Annotated in this window: 23 protein-coding genes; 14 read left to right on the top strand and 9 right to left on the bottom strand. The window is 71.8% G+C overall.

Translation table 11 applies throughout. The annotated features are described in order from the left end of the window. Positions 1 to 116 precede the first annotated feature (116 nt). From QUY26_RS19095 to QUY26_RS19055, 9 genes are all read left to right on the top strand, one after another. Positions 117 to 278 carry a hypothetical protein gene (locus QUY26_RS19095; protein WP_289948299.1) on the top strand — a complete coding sequence of 54 codons (162 nt, stop codon included), beginning with the start codon at positions 117 to 119 and terminating at the stop codon, positions 276 to 278. A 158-nt stretch (positions 279 to 436) separates the two neighbouring features. Then, complete coding sequence (locus QUY26_RS19090; protein WP_289948298.1) at positions 437 to 586, top strand: hypothetical protein; 150 nt, start codon at positions 437 to 439, stop codon at positions 584 to 586. Between the two features lie 147 nt (positions 587 to 733). Next, positions 734 to 892, top strand: a complete 159-nt coding sequence (locus QUY26_RS19085) for a hypothetical protein (RefSeq protein ID WP_289948297.1) — start codon at positions 734 to 736, stop codon at positions 890 to 892. Positions 893 to 919: 27 nt separating this feature from the next. Beyond that, on the top strand, positions 920 to 1,642 hold the full coding sequence (locus QUY26_RS19080) for an ABC transporter ATP-binding protein (protein ID WP_289948296.1): 723 nt from the start codon (positions 920 to 922) through the stop codon (positions 1,640 to 1,642). Next, positions 1,639 to 2,361: an ABC transporter permease gene (locus QUY26_RS19075; RefSeq protein ID WP_289948295.1), complete on the top strand. Its 723-nt coding sequence runs from the start codon at positions 1,639 to 1,641 to the stop codon at positions 2,359 to 2,361. The genes QUY26_RS19080 and QUY26_RS19075 overlap by 4 nt, the downstream gene beginning before the upstream one ends. Before the next feature lies 1 nt (position 2,362). After that, positions 2,363 to 4,135, top strand: a complete 1,773-nt coding sequence (gene mpaP, locus QUY26_RS19070) for a daptide biosynthesis intramembrane metalloprotease (RefSeq protein WP_289948294.1) — start codon at positions 2,363 to 2,365, stop codon at positions 4,133 to 4,135. A gap of 207 nt (positions 4,136 to 4,342) precedes the next feature. Continuing rightward, on the top strand, positions 4,343 to 5,980 hold the full coding sequence (locus QUY26_RS19065; RefSeq protein WP_436840362.1) for a DUF2252 domain-containing protein: 1,638 nt from the start codon (positions 4,343 to 4,345) through the stop codon (positions 5,978 to 5,980). 9 nt (positions 5,981 to 5,989) lie between these two features. Beyond that, the gene (locus QUY26_RS19060) at positions 5,990 to 6,931 is read left to right on the top strand and encodes a J domain-containing protein (RefSeq protein ID WP_289948292.1); all 942 of its coding nucleotides are present in this window, start codon (positions 5,990 to 5,992) and stop codon (positions 6,929 to 6,931) included. Positions 6,932 to 7,036: 105 nt separating this feature from the next. Then, on the top strand, positions 7,037 to 7,366 hold the full coding sequence (locus QUY26_RS19055) for a rhodanese-like domain-containing protein (protein WP_289955830.1): 330 nt from the start codon (positions 7,037 to 7,039) through the stop codon (positions 7,364 to 7,366). A gap of 118 nt (positions 7,367 to 7,484) precedes the next feature. Here QUY26_RS19055 and QUY26_RS19050 read toward each other — a convergent pair whose 3' ends face one another. The 7 genes from QUY26_RS19050 to QUY26_RS41185 form a co-directional block, all read right to left on the bottom strand. Continuing rightward, positions 7,485 to 8,636, bottom strand: coding sequence for an acyl-CoA dehydrogenase family protein (locus QUY26_RS19050; RefSeq protein ID WP_289948290.1), 1,152 nt, complete (start codon positions 8,634 to 8,636; stop codon positions 7,485 to 7,487). 231 nt (positions 8,637 to 8,867) lie between these two features. Further along, a complete protein-coding gene (gene paaE, locus QUY26_RS19045) occupies positions 8,868 to 9,935 on the bottom strand; it encodes a 1,2-phenylacetyl-CoA epoxidase subunit PaaE (RefSeq protein ID WP_289948287.1) in 1,068 nt (355 codons plus the stop codon). Beyond that, positions 9,935 to 10,528 (bottom strand): 1,2-phenylacetyl-CoA epoxidase subunit PaaD, encoded by a 594-nt coding sequence (paaD, locus tag QUY26_RS19040; protein WP_289948286.1) that lies wholly within the window; start codon positions 10,526 to 10,528, stop codon positions 9,935 to 9,937. The genes paaE and paaD overlap by 1 nt, the downstream gene beginning before the upstream one ends. Next, entirely contained in the window at positions 10,522 to 11,205 is a 684-nt protein-coding gene (gene paaC, locus QUY26_RS19035; RefSeq protein ID WP_289955828.1) for a 1,2-phenylacetyl-CoA epoxidase subunit PaaC, read from the bottom strand. Before paaC ends, paaD begins: the two co-directional genes overlap by 7 nt. Before the next feature lie 113 nt (positions 11,206 to 11,318). Continuing rightward, complete coding sequence (gene paaB / locus QUY26_RS19030) at positions 11,319 to 11,609, bottom strand: 1,2-phenylacetyl-CoA epoxidase subunit PaaB (RefSeq protein ID WP_030360620.1); 291 nt, start codon at positions 11,607 to 11,609, stop codon at positions 11,319 to 11,321. Beyond that, a complete protein-coding gene (gene paaA / locus QUY26_RS19025) occupies positions 11,606 to 12,619 on the bottom strand; it encodes a 1,2-phenylacetyl-CoA epoxidase subunit PaaA (protein ID WP_289948283.1) in 1,014 nt (337 codons plus the stop codon). Before paaA ends, paaB begins: the two co-directional genes overlap by 4 nt. 417 nt (positions 12,620 to 13,036) lie before the next feature. After that, complete coding sequence (locus QUY26_RS41185; protein ID WP_436840361.1) at positions 13,037 to 13,192, bottom strand: hypothetical protein; 156 nt, start codon at positions 13,190 to 13,192, stop codon at positions 13,037 to 13,039. Between the two features lie 6 nt (positions 13,193 to 13,198). On the opposite strand from QUY26_RS41185, the gene QUY26_RS19020 reads away from it, so the two are divergent. From QUY26_RS19020 to QUY26_RS19010, 3 genes are read left to right on the top strand one after another with little or no spacing between them, the layout of a single operon-like run. Beyond that, positions 13,199 to 13,870, top strand: a complete 672-nt coding sequence (locus tag QUY26_RS19020) for a DUF5819 family protein (protein WP_436840360.1) — start codon at positions 13,199 to 13,201, stop codon at positions 13,868 to 13,870. Continuing rightward, complete coding sequence (locus QUY26_RS19015; RefSeq protein WP_289948278.1) at positions 13,867 to 15,147, top strand: HTTM domain-containing protein; 1,281 nt, start codon at positions 13,867 to 13,869, stop codon at positions 15,145 to 15,147. The genes QUY26_RS19020 and QUY26_RS19015 overlap by 4 nt, the downstream gene beginning before the upstream one ends. A gap of 31 nt (positions 15,148 to 15,178) precedes the next feature. After that, a complete protein-coding gene (locus QUY26_RS19010) occupies positions 15,179 to 16,009 on the top strand; it encodes a TrmH family RNA methyltransferase (RefSeq protein ID WP_436840359.1) in 831 nt (276 codons plus the stop codon). Between the two features lie 33 nt (positions 16,010 to 16,042). On the opposite strand, the gene paaN is transcribed toward QUY26_RS19010, so the two are convergent. Beyond that, positions 16,043 to 17,734, bottom strand: coding sequence for a phenylacetic acid degradation protein PaaN (paaN, locus tag QUY26_RS19005; RefSeq protein WP_289948273.1), 1,692 nt, complete (start codon positions 17,732 to 17,734; stop codon positions 16,043 to 16,045). Positions 17,735 to 17,950: 216 nt separating this feature from the next. Here paaN and QUY26_RS19000 point away from each other — a divergent pair, with 216 nt between their 5' ends. Both QUY26_RS19000 and QUY26_RS18995 read left to right on the top strand, forming a co-directional pair. Continuing rightward, positions 17,951 to 19,501 (top strand): 3-hydroxyacyl-CoA dehydrogenase, encoded by a 1,551-nt coding sequence (locus QUY26_RS19000; protein WP_289948270.1) that lies wholly within the window; start codon positions 17,951 to 17,953, stop codon positions 19,499 to 19,501. Then, a complete protein-coding gene (locus tag QUY26_RS18995) occupies positions 19,498 to 20,091 on the top strand; it encodes a TetR/AcrR family transcriptional regulator (RefSeq protein ID WP_289948269.1) in 594 nt (197 codons plus the stop codon). Before QUY26_RS19000 ends, QUY26_RS18995 begins: the two co-directional genes overlap by 4 nt. A 54-nt stretch (positions 20,092 to 20,145) precedes the next feature. On the opposite strand, the gene QUY26_RS18990 is transcribed toward QUY26_RS18995, so the two are convergent. Continuing rightward, positions 20,146 to 20,646: an Lrp/AsnC family transcriptional regulator gene (locus QUY26_RS18990; protein ID WP_289948267.1), complete on the bottom strand. Its 501-nt coding sequence runs from the start codon at positions 20,644 to 20,646 to the stop codon at positions 20,146 to 20,148. Positions 20,647 to 20,834: the final 188 nt, after the last annotated feature.

The raw sequence follows: 20,834 nt of genomic DNA, 5'->3' as shown, positions 1-20,834 counted from the left end.
CTCTCTGAACCGGACCGCGGGACACGGGCCTCGGCCCGCCGTCCCACCCCGGTCCGGCTCGTTCCGAACCGGACCGCACCTCGCGGGCCTCGGCCCGCCGTCTCGAAGGAGCAACCATGCAGAACGACATGGAGCAGCAGCTGACCTCCCCCCTCGCCACCGCCGGTGACTTCGCCGTCGAGCAGATGGAGGAGCTGGCCGCACCCGGCTTCATGGACGGGTTCGCCGCGGGCGTGGGCATCGCCGGAGGCATCGCCGGCGCCGTCGCCCTGACCTGATCCAGGTCGGCCAGTGGTCCTGGGGCAGCGCCCGCACTCGCTGCGGGTACTGCCCCGCCCCTGGCGCGGCGGACGGGTTGCTCCCCCGCTGACAAAAACCTCGTACCACCCCGTATCCACGAGGCATCGCCTCGTATACCTGATGAAGGAGAAGGAAGATGAACCACGGTTCCATCGAAATGCCGCAGGAGTCCACTGACTTCGCCGTCGAGGAGCTCGACTCTCTGGACGCGCCCGGCTGGAACGACGTCGTCCAGGTGACGACCGCCGGTGGTGCCGCGTTCGTCATCGGCCTCAGCATTACCTGATCGGCGAGCAGCTCGGCCACATGTCGGCGTCCGGGAGCGCGTATCACTACTCCGCTCCCGGGGCCGGCTGGGCCGCCGCGCACGTCGAGTGGCGCCCCTCATAGACTCCAAGAGAAGCAAGTCGTTTCTCACCATTGGATTTGGTCCATGAATAACCGCTATTCCTACGTCGTCCTGTTCAGTGCCGCGCTGCTGGGCACAGCGGCCCTCGCCAAGAACAGCGACGGAGCCCTGCAGATCGGCCTGTGGGCACTGGCCGTGGTGGAGGTCGCCGCGATTTGGCGCCTCCTGGCGCGCAGGAGCTGACATGCCCGAGACCGGAAAGTCAACCGCGTGGATCCAACGATTGTTTGCAAGGACCTGACCAAGGTCTACGGCTCGCGCCGAGTCGTCGACGACGTGTCCTTCCAAGTCCCGGCCGGCTCCGTCACGGCCCTGGTGGGCCGCAACGGCTCAGGCAAATCGACCACCCTCCGCATGCTGCTGGGGCTCACCGCCCCGACCGCCGGAACCGCATTGATCAACGGCGTCCCGTACCGGGACCTTCCCGCGCCCGCCCGGGTCGTCGGCGCGGCCACCACCGACGTACCCGGGCACCCCGCCCTCACCGTCCGCGCCCAGCTCCGCCTGGTCGCCCGCTCCCTGGGCATGCCGATCACGGCGGCGGACGACGTCCTGGAGACGGTGGACCTCACCGACGCCGCACACCGCAAGATCAGCGCGCTGTCGCTGGGCATGCGCCAGCGGCTCTCCCTCGGCTGCGCGCTCATCGGCTCCCCCGGTGCCCTGGTCCTCGACGAGCCCGCCAACGGCCTCGACCCCGACGGCATCCGCTGGCTGCGCGCCTTCCTGCGGGGCTTCGCCGACGACGGCGGCGCGGTTCTGGTCTCGAGCCACAGCCTGGACGAGATCGAGAAGACCGCCGACGACGTCGTCGTCCTCAGTCACCGCGTGCGTTACGCGGGCACCGTCAGCGCACTGATGGCCCATGAGCACCAAGCGTCCCTGGAAGACGCGTTCCACAGCGTTCTCGACCGGGAGGCGGCAGCGGTATGAGCAGCGAACTGGCAAGCGAGTTCCGCAAGTTGTGGGCAGGACGCGGCCTGCTGTACACCGTGGCCATCGGCCTCGGCCTGATCGCGATGGCGGGCTACGGAACCATCCAGACGGTCAACGACCAGGGCACCTCCGGCGCCGACGCGGCCGAGCAGATCGTCCGCCAGGGGTTCGCGGGCCTGCTCTTCGCGACCGTCGCGGGCTCTCTCCTGGTGACCGGCGAATACCGGCACCGCACCTGGACCCGCACCTATCTCATCACCCCCCGCCGGGAGCGGGTGCTCGCCGCCAAGGCCCTGGTCGCCTTTCTGGTGGGCCTCCCCGTGGGCGTCCTGTCCGTGCTCACCAGCACCCTGGTCGCCGTCCTCGGCGGCCACGCGCCCACGTACACCGGTGACATGATCCGCCTCAACGCGATGATCGTCGTGATCAGCGCCCTCGCCGGGCCCTGGGGCGTGGCGCTGGGGTATCTGATCCGCAACCAAGTGGCCACCGTCATCGCCATCGTGGCCTACACGTCCGGCATCGAGGCCGTCCTGATCGTCGCCGCCCCGTCTTTCGGGCGATTCCTGCCCGGTGGGGCCCAGCTGTCCCTGCTGCACGACCCCGAACTGACCATGCCCCTGCAGGCATGGGCCGCCGTGGCCGTACTGCTCGGCTATGTCGCCGTCGCGCTCCTGTGCGCGCTGAGGCGGGAGAGAACTGCGGAGGCACTCTGAGATGAGGGTCAGCACATCTGGCGACGTGGCGGTCGGTACGTCCGCCGGGGCCGGGGCGGTCGGTACGTCCGCCGGGGCGGCTGGTGTACGGGAAGGCGGCGTACCGGAGGGCGGTGTACCGAAGGACGGCGTACCGAAGGACGGCGCACCGGAGGGCGGTGTGCCCACATGGCCCGAGCTGCGGCCGGACATCGAGTTCCTCCCGCCGGAGGAGGGCGAGCGCTCCTGGACCATCGCGGACGAGCGGTACCGCCGCTTCACCCGCCTGGGCGGCGGGGCCGCCGCCCTGCTGCGCGGTCTGGACGGCACCCGGGACCTCCAGCAGGTCAGGCATGACCTCGGACCGGGTGTCGCCCAGGAACAAGTAGAAGCAGCCCTGCGGAAGTTCACCGAGCTCGGTCTGCTCGTGGGAACGGACACCCCGCCCGTCAAAGAGAGCCGGTTCCGCTTCCAGCCGCCCGCCTCCCTGCAGTTCACCGTCCTCGACCGGCCGGCCTTCCTGGCGCCGGGGCGCCTGCTGCCCCGTCTGATGGCCAACCGTGTGGTGGCGGCGGGCTGTCTGCTCGCGGTCCTGGCCGGACTCGTCGCCGTGAGCCTCGGCGCGGCCGAGATCGCCAAGGCCGCCTGGCATCCGATGCCCTGGCAGCACTGGCTGATCGCCGCCGCCGTCGTCATCGCCGTCAACGCCGTTCACGAACTCGCGCACGGGGCCGTCCTGGCCCGCTTCGGCGGCCGGCCCCACCGTATCGGGGCCATGCTCTTCTACTGCGCCCCCGCCATGTTCTGCGACGTGACCGATCTGTGGCGGCTGCGGACCCGCCACCAGCGGGTCCTTGTCGCCCTGGCCGGAGTGATCTGCCAGCTCGCCGCCGCCGGACTGCTCGCCGCGGGCTCGGCCCTGTGCGACGGCGAACTCGCCGAACTGCTGGGCCTGTGCGCGCTGATGACCGCGTTCACGGGCATCCTCAACCTGCTGCCGTTCATCCGGCTCGACGGCTATATCGCCCTCATGGCCTGGGTGAACATCCCCAACCTGCGGGACAAGAGCATGGCCGACTGCCGCGCGGTCGTGAACTGGACGGTCTTCGGCGGCCCACGCCCCGAGCGCACGCTCCCCGACGGCTGGGCCGTCTTCGGCGCCTTCTGCCTGCTGTATCCGTGGGTGCTTGTCTTCAACCTCCTGGTCATCGCCCACGGCTCACTGATGGCGTACGGGGCGTGGGGTGCCCTGAGCTGGCTGTCCCTGCTGGCGGGCACGGTCGGCTACGTGCTGTACCGGCTCGCCCGGATGTACCGCGCGTCGGGCGCCCGCAACCCCTTGCGCGGCCTGGTCACCCTCGCCGCTCTCGGCGCCGCGCTGATCGCCTTGGGGCAGTCGCAGCCGCATACGGAGAAGGCGTACGGCGCGTACACGACCGCGGGCGGGCGGGTCGAGGTCGCCTTCCCCGACGCTCCGGGGGTGCTCCCGCCGGTGTCCGGCGGATCCGTCGAGCTCATGCACGGAGGAATCCTGGGCCGCCGGACGGTGGGGTCGGGGACCACAGGGCAGGAAGACGGCCGGAAGAAGGCACCGCTGGACCGCTTCGTACCGTTCGAGGGCGTCCCCGGAGAACTCGACGTCCGCTCCTACCACCTCTCATCGGTCGCCCTCCGCGACGGCGCCCCGTCCCGAGGGGTGGCTGTGGCCGAGGCCGGGACGACGACGTGGCTGGGCCATGTGAACAGGCTCGCCGTCAAGGACCCCTGGAAGACGCTGGCCGACGGGCTGTGGTGACTGCGCGTGCTTCGCGTACGGGGTGACTGCGTGGGCTTCGCGTACGAGGTGACTGCGCGCACGAGGCGCCCCGCGAACGGCGCGGGGTGGCCGTGCCGGGGCGGTGTGCTCGTCTCGCGGGGAGTTGTCCACAGGCTGTGACGGGGATTCGCGGGCGGAGGTACCGTCGACGCAGTCGATGCAGTTGAAAGCCGTTGACGGGGGGCGATGGGCGTGACTGAGAACACTCACACTTCGGGTGGGAGCGGAAGCCGGGCAGGGGACGTGGGGGGCGAGGCGGCCGAGGGGGCCGAGGCGCCCGGGGCGGGCCTGCCGGGGCCCCGCGAGCGGAGGGGGACTGTTCGCCTGCCGCGCGTGGAGGGCTTCGCGCACTGGCCGGCGGACGGGAGGTCCGGGCATGCCCAGCCCCAGCGGGAGGGCCCCCAGAGGGAGGGCCCCCAGAGGGAGGGCCCCCAGAGGGAGGGCCTCCGGTGGGAGGGCCCCAAGCAGGAGGGCAAGGCTCTCCGCGCCCGCACCCCACGCTCCGCACACGCGCGGTTCACGGTGGCGGATGACCGCCCTGATCCCGTCTCCGTCATCGAGGAGACCAACCGGGGGCGGCTCCCCGAGCTCACACCGCTGCGCGTGGGCAGAATGGCCGCGTCGCCCTTCTCCTTCCTGCGCGGCGCCGCCGGACTCATGGCCCACGACCTCGCACGCACCTCGCTCACCGGCATCGGCGCCCAGATCTGCGGCGACGCCCACGCGGCCAACTTCGGGCTCTATGGGGACGCGCGCGGCGCCCTCATCATCGACCTGAACGACTTCGACGAGACGGTTCACGGCCCCTGGGAGTGGGACCTCAAGCGCCTCGCCACCTCCCTGGTCCTCGCGGGGCGCGAGGCGGGTGCCAAGGAGGACGTGTGCAGGGAAGCGGCCTACGACGCCGTCGGTGCGTACCGCCGCACCATGCGCCTGCTCGCCAAGCTCCCCGTCCTCGATGCCTGGAACGCGATAGCCGACGAGGAACTGGTCTCCCACACGGACGCCCGGGACCTGCTCGGCACCCTCGACCGCGTCTCTGAGAAGGCCCGGCGGAACACGAGCGCCCGCTTCGCCGCCAAGTCGACCGAGCCGGTGCCGGGCGCCGAGGCCCCCGTCGGCCACGCCGCGCCCCGCCGCTTCGTGGACGCGCCCCCGGTGCTCCGGCGGGTTCCGGACGAGGAGGCCGCGGCGGTCGCCACCGCCCTCGGTGAGTACCGAACCACCCTCCCGGAGGACCGTCTGCCCCTCCTCACGCGGTATTCGATCCAGGACGTCGCCTTCCGCGTCGTAGGCACCGGCAGCGTCGGACTGCGTTCCTATGTGGTGCTGCTCCTCGACCACCGCGGGGAGCCGCTGGTCCTCCAGGTCAAGGAGGCCTGTCCCTCCGCGCTCCTGCCGCACCTGTCGACGGCGGGCTTCAAGGAGCCCGCGAGCGGGCACGAGGGCAGGCGGGTGGTCCTCGGCCAGAAGAGCATGCAGGTGGTGAGCGACTTCCTGCTCGGCTGGACGACGATATCGGGACGGCCTTTCCAGGTACGGCAGTTCAGGAACCGAAAGGGCAGCGTCGACCCGGCCGCCCTCGCCCCCGACCAGCTCGACGACTACGGCCGCATGACCGGAGCCCTGCTCGCCCGCGCCCACGCACACAGCGTCGACTCCCGCCTCATCTCCGGGTACTGCGGCAAGAACGACGAGCTGGACGGGGCGATATCCGCCTTCGCGGTGGCGTACGCGGACCGCACGGAGGCCGACCACGCCCTGCTCGTCGCCGCGGTGCGGGAAGGGCGGCTGCGGGCCGAGTCGGAGGGAGCCGTGGCCTAGGCTGGACAGGTGACGACCCCGGAAGCCGAGCCGACGAGCCGTGAGACGCCCGAGGAGCCACTGTCCGTGATGGGCGGGCGGCCCGAAGCGGGCGGTCCCGAGGGCGCAGCCCGCACTGAGGCGGACGGTCCCGAGGGCGCAGCCCGCATCGAGGGGAGCGCCCCGGCGGGCGAGGGCGCGCGGCCCGAGGAGCGGCTTGAGAAGGCGGTGCGCGCCGCCGAGCAGGCGCTGATCGAGTACGAGATCGCCGTGGAGACGTTCCGGGTCGAGGTGGAGAACTTCTCCCGGCTGCATCACCAGAAGCTCGGCCCGATGTACTCGCGCCTGGACGAGCTGGACGCCCTGATCGCGGAGGCCGTGGCGGCGCGGTCCGGTGACCCGGAGGACCGGCGCAAGGCGGACGAGGCGCGGGCGCGGGTGCTTCCGATGCCGGCGGTCGAGGAACTGTTCCACGGCTGGATGGACGGCGACGGGCTGTTCCCCGAGGCCGCCGCGATGCTCACCGAGCAGCCGGTGCGGCCGCCGCAGCGGGTGCGGCCGAGCGACGAGGTCCGCAAGCTCTACCGGGAACTGGTCCGCAAGGCCCACCCCGACCTCGCGCAGGACGAGAAGGAGCGCGGACGCCGTGACGAGTTCATCACCCGCGTGAACGCCGCGTACGGCCGTGGCGACGAGGCGCTGCTGCGGGAGCTGCTCGCCGAGTGGGCCGCGGGCCCGATGCCCGAGGAGCTGCGGCCCACGCCGAGCGAGGAGCTGTACGCTCGGCTCGAATGGCTCGCCCGGCGCAAGGAACTGCTCTCGGTCGTGGCCCGGGAGCTGGAGGAGAGCGCGATCGGGTCGATGCTGAAGCTGGCGCCCGACGACCCGGACCGGCTCCTGGAGGAGATCGCCGAGCAACTGCTCGCCCAGGTCGCGGAGCGCGAGGCGGAGCTGGAGCGGCTGACCGCCTGAGCGGGTCGGCGGTGCGGAGCTGTGGGGTGGGCTGCGCCCCATGGGTGGGCGGCGTCGGGGTGGTGGCGGTCGGGTAGCGTCGGACCCATGGAATTCGGATCTGGTGTGCCCACGGTCACGGTCAGTGATCTCTCGGACGGAGACTTCCTCCTTGACGTCCGTGAGGACGACGAATGGCAGGCAGGTCACGCGCCGGACGCGCTGCACATCCCGATGAGTGACTTCGTGGCCCGCTTCGGGGAGTTGACGGAGGCGGTGCCGCAGGACGGCAAGGTGAACGTCATCTGCCGGTCCGGCGGCCGTTCCGCCCAGGTGACCATGTACCTCGCGCAGCAGGGCATCGACGCGGTGAACGTCGACGGCGGCATGCAGGTCTGGGAGGCCTCGGGCAAGGCCGTCGTCGACGACAAGGGCCAGCCCGGCGCCGTGATCTAGGGCCTGTCCGCCGTGGGCGTGGTGTGACGGCGATCCGGTCCTGCGTGTGCTGCTGTGACGGCGATCCGGTCCGGCTCGGGCGTGGTGTGACCGACGCCCCGGTCGAGGGCCCGTCCGCTCAGCTCAGGGAGTGCGCCGCCAGCAGGTCGCCCAGGGCGTCCTCGTGCGCCGCGGCCGGGCCGAGCGCGAGCTCCAGGTGCTTGGCCCAGGCGTGGTAGCGGTGCAGGGGGTAGTCGGTGTCGGCGCCGAAGCCGCCGTGCAGGTGCTGCGCGGTCTGCACCACCCGGCGTACGCCGTCCGACGCCCAGATCTTGGCCACCGCCACATCGCCGGAGGCCGGGAGCGGCCCGCCGCTGCCCGCGCCCGCACGGTCCGGTGAGCTGAGGCGCCAGGCGGCCTGCCAGAGGGTGACCTCCATCGCGCGCAGGTCGATGTAACGGTCGGCGGCCTGCACGGCGACCGCCTGGAAGGTGGCGACCGGGAACCCGAACTGCTCGCGCTTGCCGGTGTATTCACTCGTCATGCCGAGCACGCCCGTACCGAGTCCGAGCGCGAGCGCGCAGGTGCCGGTCGCGAGCAGGTCCCGGAGGAAGTCCCAGGCCCCGTCCGCGGTGATCACGTCCCGGGCGCCGACCCGAACCGCGTCCAGGCGCAGTTCGCCGAGCCGCTCCCCGCTGGTGGAGAACTGCTCGGCGAGGGCGAGCCCGCAATGCCCGCGCGGGACGAGGGCGAGGACGGCGCGGCCGTCGGGGGTGGTGGCGGGCACGACGGTGATGTCGGCGTCGTAGGCCCAGGGGACGGCGGTCTGGAGGCCGTCCAGGACCCAGTCGTCGCCGTCGGGGCGTGCGCTGACGGCGAGTTCGGCGCCGTCGTGACCGGTGCGGCCGTTCGCGGCGACGGTCAGAACGGTGCCGCCGCGCGCGGCCGACTCCAGGACGGCACCCTTCAACTCCTCGCCGCCATAGGTCTGTACGGCGTACGCGGCCGCACAGCTCTCCAGCAGCGGCACGCGTGCCAGCACCTTCGCCGACTCGCGCAGCACCAGGCAGAGGGCGATGGGGTCCAGGCCCGAGCCGCCGTACTCGGGTGCCGTCAGCAGGCTCAGCAGGTCGGCCTCGGCGAGCTTGGCCCACAGCGCGCGGTCGAAGTCCTCGGCGACGGCCCCGGGGGTGAGGGCGGGGCTCGGCACTCCGTCCGGGGCGACCCCGGCGAAGACCGCCTTGGCCGCCTCGAGCGCCGCCTGCTGTTCCTCGGTGAAGGTGAAGTCCACTGCTCGTCCCTCCGCACCGGCCGGGTTCGGTCTCGTCGGCTCCGCCGCTGTTCTGACGGGTCGTCAAGATAGAACACGTTCTATGGGAAGGGAACAGCCGTGGCGAGTGGTCCGGTGAGTGGTGTCCCGGCGTCGGCCCCGCGCGGTGGGGCGTTCAACGGCGAGGGCGTTCAACGGCGAGGGTGCTCACCGGTGGGCCGCTCGCCGGTGGGCCGCTCGCCGGTGGGCCGCTCAGCGGTCGAAGTCCAACTCCACCTTGTCCGTGGTCGGATGCGACTGGCACGCCAGCACATAGCCGGCCTCGGTCTCCTCCGGCTCCAGTGCGAAGTTCCGGTCCATGCGGACCTCGCCGGACACCTTGAACGCCCGGCAGGTGCCGCACACTCCGCCCTTGCAGGCGAACGGCGCGTCCGCGCGGTTGCGCAGCACCGTGTCGAGCAGGGACTCCCCCGCCTGCACCGGCCAGGTGCCGGAGCGGCCGTCGAGGGTGACCGTGACCGTGCTGTCCGCCGGGGCGGGCACCGCCGGAGCCGCCGTGAGGCCGTCGTCCACGTGGAATATCTCCTCGTGGATGCGCCGCCGCGCCACCCCCAGCACCCGCAGGGTCCGCTCCGCGCCCTGCACCAGGCCGTACGGACCGCACAGGAACCAGCCGTCGACCTCCTCGACCGGCAGGAGCGCGGGCAGCAGCCGCGCAAGCCGTTCCTCGTCCAGGCGGCCCGAGTTCAGCCCTGCCTGCTGCTCCTCGCGGGAGAGCACCGTCACCAGCTGGAAGCGGTCCGGCCAGCGGTCCTTGAGGTCGGCGACCTCGTCGAGGAACATCGTGGACGCAGCCGTGCGGTCGCTGCGTATCAGACAGAACTCGGCGTCCGGCTCGCGCTCCAGGAGCGTCGTGACGATGGAGAGCACCGGCGTGATCCCACTGCCGCCGACCACCGCGGCATACCGCCCCGGAGCCGGGTCCAGCGTGAAGCGGCCCGCCGGGGTCATCACGTCCAGCTCGTCCCCGACGGCGACCTCCTTGCGCGCGTACGTCGAGAAGGCGCCGCCCTCCACCACACGCACGCCCACCCGCAACAGCCTCGGCTCACCGAGGGCTTGGGGGTGCGGGGCCGGGGAGCAGATCGAGTACGTACGCCGGATCTCCGTGCCGTCGACGACTCGGCGCAGGGCGAGGTGCTGGCCGGGGGCGTACCGGTACTCCTCCCGGAGGTGCGGGGGCACTTCGAACGTCAGCGTCACGGAGTCGTCGGTGAGCTCCTCGACGGCCGCCACGCGGAGCGGGTGGAAGCGCGCCATCACAGCTCCTTGAAGTGGTCGAAGGGCTCCCGGCAGGTGACGCAGCGACGCAGCGCCTTGCAGGCGGTGGAGGAGAAGCGGCTGAGCAGTTCGGTGTCCGTCGAGCCGCAGTGCGGGCAGCGGACCGTGAGGGAGAGCGGGACCGGTCCCTCGGCGGCGTGCGGGCGCGGCGGCGCGATGCCGAACTCCGCGAGCTTGCGGCGGCCTTCGGCGCTGATGTCGTCCGTCGACCAGGCGGGGGAGAGCACCGTGCGCACCGTGACGTCGTCCCGGCCGTCCTCGCGCAGCACCTGCTCTATGTCCGCGCTCATGGCCTCGATGGCGGGGCAGCCCGTGTACGTCGGGGTCAGCTCGACGTCCACATGGCCGGTGCCGCTGACCCGGACGGAGCGGAGCACGCCCAGCTCGGCCAGGGTGAGGACGGGCAGCTCGGGGTCGGGCACGGAGCCCGCGAGGGCGTGGAGCCGGGCCTCCAGGGCGGTGGGCGCGGGAGCCGTTGTGGGGGCGGCGGGTGCGGTGGGCGCCGGGGGTGCGGCGGCGGGGGCCGCGGGGGAGGCGGTCGCGGTGGGCGCCGTCGGGGTTCTGGTCACCATGACGCCCCCGGGTGGCTGCGGTGCAGGTGCTGCATCTCGGCGAGCATCCGGCCGAACGACTCGGTGTGCAGTCCCTCGCGTCCGGCGCCGGCCGTCCACGCCCCGCTCTGCGGGTCCTCGGGCACGGTGAGCGTGGCCTTCTGGAGCACTTCGGTGACCCTGGCCGTCCACTGCTCCCGCAGCGCTTCCCGGTCGAGGTCGAGACCGGCCAGGGGCGCGAACATCTCGCCGGTGAAGCGCCAGAGCGCGTCCACGCCGCGCTGCATCCGCTCGTGGCTCTCGGACGTGCCGTCGCCGAGCCGGAGCGTCCACTGCTCTGCGTGGTCCTGGTGGTAGGCCACCTCCTTGACGGCCTTCGCGGCGAGCGGCGCCAACGGGCTGTCGGCCGCCGCCAGTTGGCCGTACATGAGGTTCTGGTACACGGAGAAGTACAGCTGGCGGGCGATGGTGTGGGCGAAGTCGCCGTTCGGCTGCTCGACGAGCTGGAGGTTGCGGAAGGAGCGCTCCTCGCGCAGATACGCCAGCTCGTCCTCGTCGCCCACCAGGGAGAGCAGCACGCGGGCCTGGCCGAGCAGGTCCAGGGCGATGTTCGCCAGGGCCACCTCTTCTTCCAGGACGGGGGCGTGGCCCGCCCACTCACCCAGGCGGTGCGAGAGCACCAGCGCGTCGTCGCCCAGGGCGAGGGCCGCGGTGCGGACGGCGGGGGCGTCCGCGGCCGGGGAGGCGCCGGGCGGGGGCGCGGCGGACGACGGCGCGGGGGTCGCGGGCGTGGGGGTCGCGGGCGTGGGGGTCACAGGTGCTTCACTCCTTCCGGGATGTCGTAGAACGTCGGGTGGCGGTAGGGCTTGTCGGCGGAGGGCTCGAAGAAGGAGTCCTTCTCGTCCGGCGAGGAGGCGGTGATCTCCGCGGACGGCACGACCCAGATGGAGACGCCTTCGTTCCTGCGGGTGTACAGATCCCGGGCGTTGCGCAGGGCCATCTCGGCGTCCGGGGCGTGCAGGCTGCCCGCGTGCGTGTGGGACAGGCCGCGGCGCGAGCGCACGAACACTTCCCACAGCGGCCATTCGGTCGAGCCGGTCATGCGGTCGCCTCCTTGCGCTCGCTCCGCTTGGCGGCGTACGCGGCCGCTGCCTCGCGCACCCAGGCGCCCTCTTCGTGGGCTCGTCTGCGCTGTGTGATGCGCTGGTCGTTGCACGGGCCGTTGCCCTTGAGGACCGACCAGAACTCGCTCCAGTCGATCGCGCCGAAGTCGTGCTGCCCCCGCTCCTCGTTCCACTTCAGGTCCGGGTCGGGGAGCGTCAGGCCGAGCGACTCGGCCTGGGGGACGCAGATGTCCACGAAGCGCTGGCGCAGCTCGTCGTTCGAGTGGCGCTTGATCTTCCACGTCATGGACTGCTCGGAGTGCGACGACTCCGCGTCCGGCGGGCCGAACATCATCAACGACGGCCACCACCAGCGGTCCACGGCGTCCTGGGCCATCGCGTGCTGCGCCTCGGTGCCGCGGCTGAGAGCGAGCAGCAGCTCGTACCCCTGGCGCTGGTGGAAAGACTCCTCCTTGCAGACGCGGACCATCGCGCGGGCGTAGGGGCCGTACGAACAGCGGCACAGCGGGACCTGGTTGGTGATCGCCGCGCCGTCCACGAGCCATCCGATGGCGCCTACGTCGGCCCAGGTCAGGGTCGGGTAGTTGAAGATCGAGGAGTACTTCTGGCGGCCTGAGTGGAGCTTGTCGAGCAGGTCGTCGCGGCTCGCGCCGAGGGTCTCCGCCGCGCTGTACAGATACAGGCCGTGGCCCGCCTCGTCCTGGACCTTGGCCATCAGGATCGCCTTGCGGCGCAGGGACGGCGCGCGCGTGATCCAGTTGGCCTCGGGCTGCATGCCGATGATCTCGGAGTGGGCGTGCTGCGCTATCTGGCGCACGAGCGTGGCGCGATAGGCGTCCGGCATCCAGTCACGCGGCTCGATGCGCTCGTCCGCCGCGACGGCCGCGTCGAAGGCCGACTCGAGCACCGCGGTGTCCACGATGCCGTCCACGGCTGTGTCCGCGGCCTTGTGCGGTGCCGTGGTGAGCGGCTGGTGCGCTGTCGCCATCTCGGTCCCCCTCGACCTCTGGCAGTGTCTCGGCAACTCTCGTCATGCCGTCGTCTTCACCATGTCTTCGTCACGTCGGCGTGCCTCACGCTGAGCATTCCGGCATGGCGTTCCGGCAGTCCGGCACTCCATCGAACCCGCCGACCGACCGATCGTTCGGTTCGTTGTAATTCAATGGTGCGGCGCCTCGCCATAAGGTGTCAACCCTGTGGATAACCTCCGGGGCGCTGGGCCTGGCGGGCGGGCCTGAGTACCGTTCCGGCGGCAGGGTTCGGTCACGGGGTCGAGGAACGGGGCGAGATGGACGGGTACGACAAGGATGTGGGCGGCGAATCCGCCGGGTCCGATGCCGCGCCCGGGGACTCCGACGCCGCTCCCCCGGGCTCCGATGGCGCTCCACCTGGATCCGGCGCCGATTCACCTGGATCCGGCACCGATGCGCCAGGACCAGGCGCCGAGACCGGGCCGTCGGAAGACCAGCCAGCCCGGACCGGCATCGCCGCCCTCCGCCGCCGCTCGCAGGTCGTCGCCGTCCTCGTCCTCGCCGCGGTCGTCGCCACCGTCTGCGTCCACGTCGGGATGGTGTTCCTGCACGTCGCGCCGTCGAACACCGTCAGTAAGGAGCACGGGCGGACCGTCGACGACTGGATCTACCCGGAGTTCGAGCAGAACTGGAAGCTGTTCGCGCCGAACCCGCTGCAGCAGAACGTATCGGTGCAGGCCCGCGCGCAGATCCGGACCCCGGACGGGGCCGGCCGGACCACGCGGTGGTTCGACCTGTCCGCCCAGGACGGCGCCGCCATCGACCACAACCTGCTGCCGAGCCACACGCAGCAGAACGAACTGCGCCGGGGCTGGGACTTCTTCGTCTCCACGCACGACGCGCAGAATCGTCCCACCGGCCTGCGCGGCGACCTGTCGGAGCAGTACGTCCGCCGCATCGTGCTGCTGCGCCTGGACCGGAACGAGCCGCTCGCCCGCGGGGAGGCGTTCGACCAGGTGCAGGTGCGGTCCCGGACCACGGCCGTACGGCCGCCGGAGTGGAGCGACGAGAAGATCAGCACCAAGCCCGTGCTGCGCGTCCTTCCTTGGTGGTCGGTCACGCCCGGCGACCTGCCGCTGGCCGGTGAGGACCGTGCGCACAGGGACGTGGCCGTGGAACAGGACCGGGCGGAAGAGCGCGTGGCGGAACAGGGCGTGGCGGAACAAGGCGGGGACGTGGCCGTGGAACGGAAGGGGAGCGTCCGGTGACCCGGTTCGACCCGCTCGCCCGGGGCGTCCAGCGTGTCACGGCCCAGGCCCTCGGCCCCTACCAGACCGCGGTGGTCCGTATCGGCTTCGCCGCCACCTGGCTGCTGTTCCTGCTGCGTGAGCTGCCGCACCGGCGTGAGCTGTACGGGCCCGACGGCCCCTGGAGCTGGGACATGGCCCAGCAGCTCATCTCCTCGAACGACGCCTTCACGGCGCTGATGTGGTCCGACGGCCGGGCGTGGTTCGAGATCGTCTACTTCGTGGCGATCGCCGCGAGCGCCCTGCTGCTCGTCGGCTGGCGCACCCGCACCATGTCCGTGCTGTTCATGATCGGCGTGCTTTCGCTGCAGAACCGCAGCATCTTCATGGGGGACGGCGGCGACAACGTCATCCACCTCATGGCGATCTACCTCGTGTTCACGCGGTGCGGCCAGGTCTGGTCCCTGGACGCGCGCCGCGCGGCACGCGCGCGTACCGCACGGCGCGACTACGGGGACGACGACAGCCTTGGGGACGACGACCGCCGTGAGGTCGGCGGAGGCCGTCTGGGAGGGGGCGACCGGGTCGGTCCCGCCCTGTGGTGGGTGCTCGGTCTCGCTCTGTCCGTCGTGACGTTCATGGGGGAGCTCGGCTGGTTCTGGCTGCTGCTGTTCTGGGGGCTGTGGGCCGCGCACGGGCTGTGGTGGGTCGCCGGACGGCGCGCGCCGGACGGCGAGGCGCGGGTGCTGCTCGATGTCGTCGCCAACCTCGCCCACAACGCCGCCCTGTTGGTGATCATGGTCGAGGCGTGCCTGATCTACGCCACGGCCGGCTGGTACAAGATCCAAGGCAGCCGCTGGCAGGACGGGACGGCCGTCTACTACCCGCTCCAGCTCGACTACTTCTCGCCCTGGCCCGCGCTCGCCGACCTGCTGACCTCGCACGGCGTCCTGGTGATGCTGGTGACGTACGGGACGGTCGCCGTGCAGGTCGCCTTCCCGTTCACGCTGTTCAACCGGCGCGTCAAGAACGTGCTGCTCGCGGTGATGATCTTCGAGCACGCCGTCATCGCCGTCGTCCTGGGGCTGCCGTTCTTCTCGCTCGCGATGATCGCGGCCGACGCGGTGTTCCTGCCGACGTCGTTCCTGCGGCGCCTCGGTGGCTGGGTGACCCGCGCGCGCAAGGGGCTGCTCTCACGGGTGCCGCGGCCCTCCCGCGCGGAGGCGTCGCCGAAACCGGCCGGGCCGGAGCACACCCGGGATGCCACCGAGCACGCGCGCGTAGGCTTCGGTGCGTGAGCGTGAGCGGCGGTAGCGGGCGGCAGGGGCGATGAACGGTGGTCGTACGGACGGCGCGGGCGGCAGCAGTCCGCGGCGCGGGCAGCCGGCCGATCCGGGCGGGCAGCCGACTGACCCGGTGCGTGTCTGGCGCGGCCTCGCCGACACTTGCGTACTCCTCGACGGCTTCCATGCCCTGAAGCACGCGCTTCGCTTCGGGGCCCGCATCCCCGTCGCCCTGACCAGCGACAAGGCAGCCGTCCTCGCCCTCGCGCAGGACCTGGCGCCGGATGTGTCGGACGCGCTCGACGCGCTGCTCGCCGAGACCGACGACGCGACGCTGCGCGCCCTCGTGCCCCGGCTGCACCCCACAGCCGTGGCCGCCTTGGCGCTACGTCCGGAACGCGCCGCCAACCTGCGGGCGCTGGAGCACATCCCCAGGGCCGCGCCCGTCGTCGTCCTCGACGACCCGCGCAACCTCGGCAACGCCGGGGCGGTGATCCGGCTCGCGGCGGGCTTCGGCGCGACGGGAGTCGTGACGACCGGCACCCTCGACCCCTGGCACCCCACCGTCGTGCGCGGCGGCGCGGGCCTGCACTTCGCGACGGCTGTGGAGCGCGTGGACGTCGGGGAACTGCCCAAGGGGCCCCTGTTCGCCCTCGACGCGGAGGGCGAGGACATCCGGGGCGTCGAGATCCCGGATGACGCCGTACTGGCCTTCGGGTCCGAGCGCAGCGGCCTGTCGGCCGAACTGCGCGCCCGGACCGACCACTTGGTGTCGCTGCCGATGCGGCCGCAGGTGTCGAGCTACAACCTCGCCACGAGCGTCGCGATGGCGCTCTTCCACTGGTCGTCGGGCACGCCCCCGAAGGACCGGGCCTGAGCCTGCTCCCCCGGGGGCCGTGGCGCCTCCGGCTCACGCTTCCTTGCGGATCTCCACCACGCGGAAGCGGTTGGCCACGAACGCGCTGTCGCACAGCGCGGCGTTCGCCGCCGGGTTGCCGCCGGAGCCGTGGAAGTCCGAGAACGCCGCTGTCTGGTTCACATAGACGCCGCCCGTGAGGTTCAGCGACAGTTGGGCGCTCTCCTCCAGGCAGGTCTCCTCGACGGCCGATGACACCTCCGCGGACGTGGTGTACGCCCCGACCGTCATCGCGCCCTTCTCGCGCACCGTGCGCCGCAGCAGCTCCACCGCGTCCGCCGCCGAGTCGACGGCCACGGCGAAGGAGACCGGGCCGAAGCACTCGCTGAGGTACGCCGCCTCGGCGTCCGGCTTGGCGCCGTCGAGCTTGACGATCACCGGTGTGCGCACCACGGCGTCGGGGAACTCAGGGTTGCTGATCTGCCGTGAGGCGAGGGCGACTTCACCGATTCCGGGGGCCGCGTCCAGGCGGGCCCTCACGTCCGGGTTGACCAGGGCGCCGAGGATGCCGTTGGCCCGGGCCTCGTCGCCGAGGAGGCCGTCCACCGCGCTCGCGAGGTCCGAGACAACCTCGTCGTAGGACTTCGCGCCCGCGTCCGTCGCGATGCCCTCGCGGGGGATGAGGAGGTTCTGCGGAGTCGTGCACATCTGGCCGCTGTACAGCGAGAGGGAGAAGGCCAGGTTCGACAGCATGCCCTTGTAGTTGTCGGTCGACTCGACGACGACCGTGTTGACGCCCGCCTTCTCCGTGTAGACCTGCGCCTGGCGGGCGTTGGCCTCCAGCCAGTCGCCGAAGGACGTCGAGCCCGTGTAGTCGATGATCTTGATCTCGGGGCGGGTGGCGAGGGTCTTGGCGATGCCCTCTCCGGGCCGCTCGGCGGCGAGCGCGACCAGGTTCGGGTCGAAGCCCGCCTCGGTCAGGACCTCGCGGGCGACGCGCACCGTCAAGGCCAGGGGCAGCACCGCGCGGGGGTGCGGCTTTACGAGGACGGGGTTGCCCGTGGCCAGGGAGGCGAACAGGCCGGGATAGCCGTTCCACGTCGGGAAGGTGTTGCAGCCGATCAGGAGGGCGACGCCGCGCCCGACGGGCGTGAAGCGCTTGGTCAGGGCGAGCGGGTCGCGCTTGCCCTGGGGCTTGGTCCACTCCGCGCTGTCGGGGGTGCGGGACTGCTCCGCGAAGGCGTACGCCACCGCTTCCAGGCCGCGGTCCTGGGCGTGCGGGCCGCCGGCCTGGAACGCCATCATGAAGGCCTGGCCGCTGGTGTGCATGACCGCGTGCGCGAACTCGTGCGTGCGGGCGCTGATGCGCGACAGGATCTCCAGACAGACCATGGCGCGGGTCTCGGCGCCCGCGTCGCGCCAGGCGCGCATCCCGGCACGCATGGCCGGCAGCAGGGCGTCCACGTCCGGATGCGGATACGTGATGCCCAACTCGGGGCCGAACGGCGAGGTCTCCGCGCCGGTCCAGTCGTCGGTGCCCGGCTGGTCGAGGTCGAAGCGGCTGTTCAGGAGTGCCTCGAAGGCCGCCTTGCCCTCGGGCAGGCTCAGGCTTCCGTTCTCCCCGTAGGCCTTGGGGTGTTCGGGGTGCGGCGACCAGTACGCGCGCGTGCGGATCGTCTCCAGCGCCTGGTCGAGGGTGGGCCGGTGCTTGGCGATCAGCTGGTGCGCGGTGAGTTCGGCGGCCATGAGGGACCAACTCCTCGTCGAGTCAGCTCTCCTTCGAGCTGGCGAGCTGGGCAGGGGCAGTGGGCAGGAACAGCTGGACAGAGCTAGAGTAACCGAACGATCGGTCGGTACAAGGGGGTCTGTCGAACCTGTGGAAAACCTCCCTCCGGCCGGCCCGAAACCCTGGCCAAGACCCCTGTTTCCCGGCCAACGCCCCCGTGCGGGAGGATCGCGAGCATGACAGCACTCGATCTCAGCGCCCCCGTCGCCGTGGTCGGCACCGGCACCATGGGCCAGGGCATCGCCCAGGTCGCGCTGGTGGCGGGCCATCCCGTGCGGCTGTACGACGCCGCGCCCGGCCTCGCGAAGAAGGCGGCCGCCGCGATCACCGCCCGCCTCGACCGGCTCGTGGAGAAGGGCCGCGTCGACGCCGCCGCCCGCGACGCCGCGACCGGCCGCCTGAGCGCCGTCGACGACCTCACCGACCTCGCGGGCTGCGACCTCGTCGTCGAGGCCGTCCTGGAGCAACTGGACGTCAAGCAGCGGCTGTTCCAGGACCTGGAAGAGGTCGTCGCCGAGGACTGCCTCCTCGCGACGAACACCTCGTCCCTGTCCGTGACCGCCGTCGCGGGCGCCCTGAAGCACCCCGGACGCTTCGTCGGCCTGCACTTCTTCAACCCCGCCCCGCTGCTGCCCCTGGTCGAGGTCGTCAGCGGCCACGCCACGGACGAAGCGGCGGCCACGCGCGCGTACGACACCGCCAAGGCCTGGGGCAAGACGCCGGTGCGCTGCGCCGACACCCCCGGATTCATCGTGAACCGCATCGCGAGGCCCTTCTACGCGGAGGCACTGCGCGTCCACGAGGAGCGGGCCGCCGACCCCGCGACCATCGACGCGGTCCTTCGGGAGTGCGGCGGCTTCAAGATGGGCCCCTTCGAACTCACCGACCTCATCGGCCAGGACGTCAACGAAGCCGTCACCCGCTCGGTCTGGGAGTCGTTCTTCCAGGACCCCAAGTTCACCCCGTCCCTCGCCCAGCGCCGCCTCGTCGAGTCACGGCGCCTGGGACGCAAGTCGGGACAGGGGTGGTTCGCGTACGGGGCCGGTGCCGAGAAGGCCGCGCCGCACACCGCGCCGCACACCGCGCCGCACACCGCGCCGCACACCGCGGCGCCCGCCGCCGCGCCGGAGTCCGTCGCCCTGTGCGGAGAGCTGTTCCAGGCCGCCGCCCTGGTCCCGCTCATCGAGGCCGCGGGGGTCCGCGTCGAGTCCGAGGACGCCACGTACCCGGACTTCCCCGGCTGGATCGAGCTGCCCGCCGGCGCCCGCCTCTGCCTGGCCGACGGCTCGTCCCCCGACACCGCCGCCGAGCCCACCATCCACTTCGACCTGGCGCTCGACTACGCCTCGGCCACCAGGATCGCCCTCGCCCCGGCCGCTCGCGTGAGCGAGCGGGCCCTCGGTGAGGCCGTGGGGCTCTTCCAGGCGCTCGGCAAGGAGGTCAGCGTCGTGGGCGCCGCCCCGGGGCTGATCGTGGCCCGTACGGTCGCCCTGCTCGTGGACTTCGCACACGACGCCGTGGCACGGGGTGTGGCCGCCGCCGACGACGTCGACACCGCCATGCGCCTGGGCGTCAACTACCCGCGCGGACCGCTCTCCTGGGGAACCGCACTCGGCACGTACTGGGTCGCGGACTTCCTCGACAACATGCACGGCGAGTACCCCACGGGGCGCTACGCCCCCTCACAGGCGCTGCGCCAGGCGGCCGCGCGGGAGGAGCACTCATGACCACGGCCCGGCGCGACACGTACACCCCGGAGACGCTTCTCGAGGTCGCCGTGCGGGTCTTCAACGAGCGCGGCTACGACGGCACGTCCATGGAGCACCTCTCCAAGGCGGCCGGCATCTCCAAGTCGTCGATCTACCACCACGTGGCGGGCAAGGAGGAACTGCTGCGCCGCGCGGTGAGCCGGGCGCTCGACGGGCTCTTCGGGATCCTCACCGAGGAGCACGCGCGCGAGGGCAGCGCCATCGAGCGCCTGGAGCACGTCACGCGCCGCACCGTCGAGGTCCTGGTCGCCGAACTGCCCTACGTGACGCTGCTGCTGCGCGTGCGCGGCAACACGGACACCGAGCGGTGGGCCCTGGAGCGGCGCAGGGAGTTCGACCACGAGGTCGCCGGGCTCCTCAAGGAGGCCGTCGCGGACGGCGACCTGCGCTCGGACGTCGAGCTGAGGCTCGCCACCCGGCTGCTCTTCGGAATGATCAACTCCATCGTGGAGTGGTACCGGCCGGACGCCCACAACGCCGCGAGCGGCCAGGAAGTCGCCGACGCCGTCGTGCAGATGGCCTTCGCGGGCCTGCGCACCGACGGCTGACGGGAGCGACGGGGCCAAGGGCGACCAGGGGCCGCACCGCGCGGGCGCCCGGCGTCAGCCCTCCGCCTCCAAGTCGTCCTCTTCGAAGACCAGCAGCGTGCGCGTGCTGAGGACCTCCGGCATGGCCTGCAGGCGCGTGAGCACCAGCTCGCGCAGCGCCCGGTTGTCCGGCGTGTGCACCAGGAGCAGTACGTCGAAGTCCCCGCTGACCAGCGCGATGTGGGAGGCGCCCGGTAGCGTCCGCAGCTGCTCGCGCACCGTGCGCCAGGTGTTCTGGACGATCTTCAGGGTGATGTAGGCGGAGGCGCCCTGACCGGCCCGTTCGTGGTTGATGCGGGCCCCGAAGCCGCGGATGACGCCGTCCTCGATGAGGCGGTTGATGCGCGCGTAGGCGTTCGCCCGCGAGACGTGCACCCGCTCGGCCACGGAGCGTATCGAAGCGCGACCGTCCGTGTGCAGGATCTGCAGGATGTCGCGGTCGATCGCGTCGAGCGGGCGGGGCTGGGGTTCCGGACGCCCCGCGGTGCTCCCGTCGGCCATTCGTTCAGGTGCCATGTCCCCCCGCCTCCCTACCATGGACGTACTGCGTTCATCTCAGGCTGTGGAGAACCGTTTGTCCACAGCCTGAAGGTGCCTGTAGCCAAAATGTGCCGACGACCGAACAATCGGTAGGTGAGGCGCATCACATCGTCGCGCCTCTGTTGCCGCTCCCACGAGGAGATCGCTTCCCACCAGGAGGTGCC

It is taken from the genome of Streptomyces flavofungini (genome assembly GCF_030388665.1).
In the GTDB taxonomy this organism is placed as follows: domain Bacteria; phylum Actinomycetota; class Actinomycetes; order Streptomycetales; family Streptomycetaceae; genus Streptomyces; species Streptomyces flavofungini_A.
Note: the sequence above shows the minus strand (reverse complement) of the source record. Positions and strands in the feature narration are given on the sequence as shown.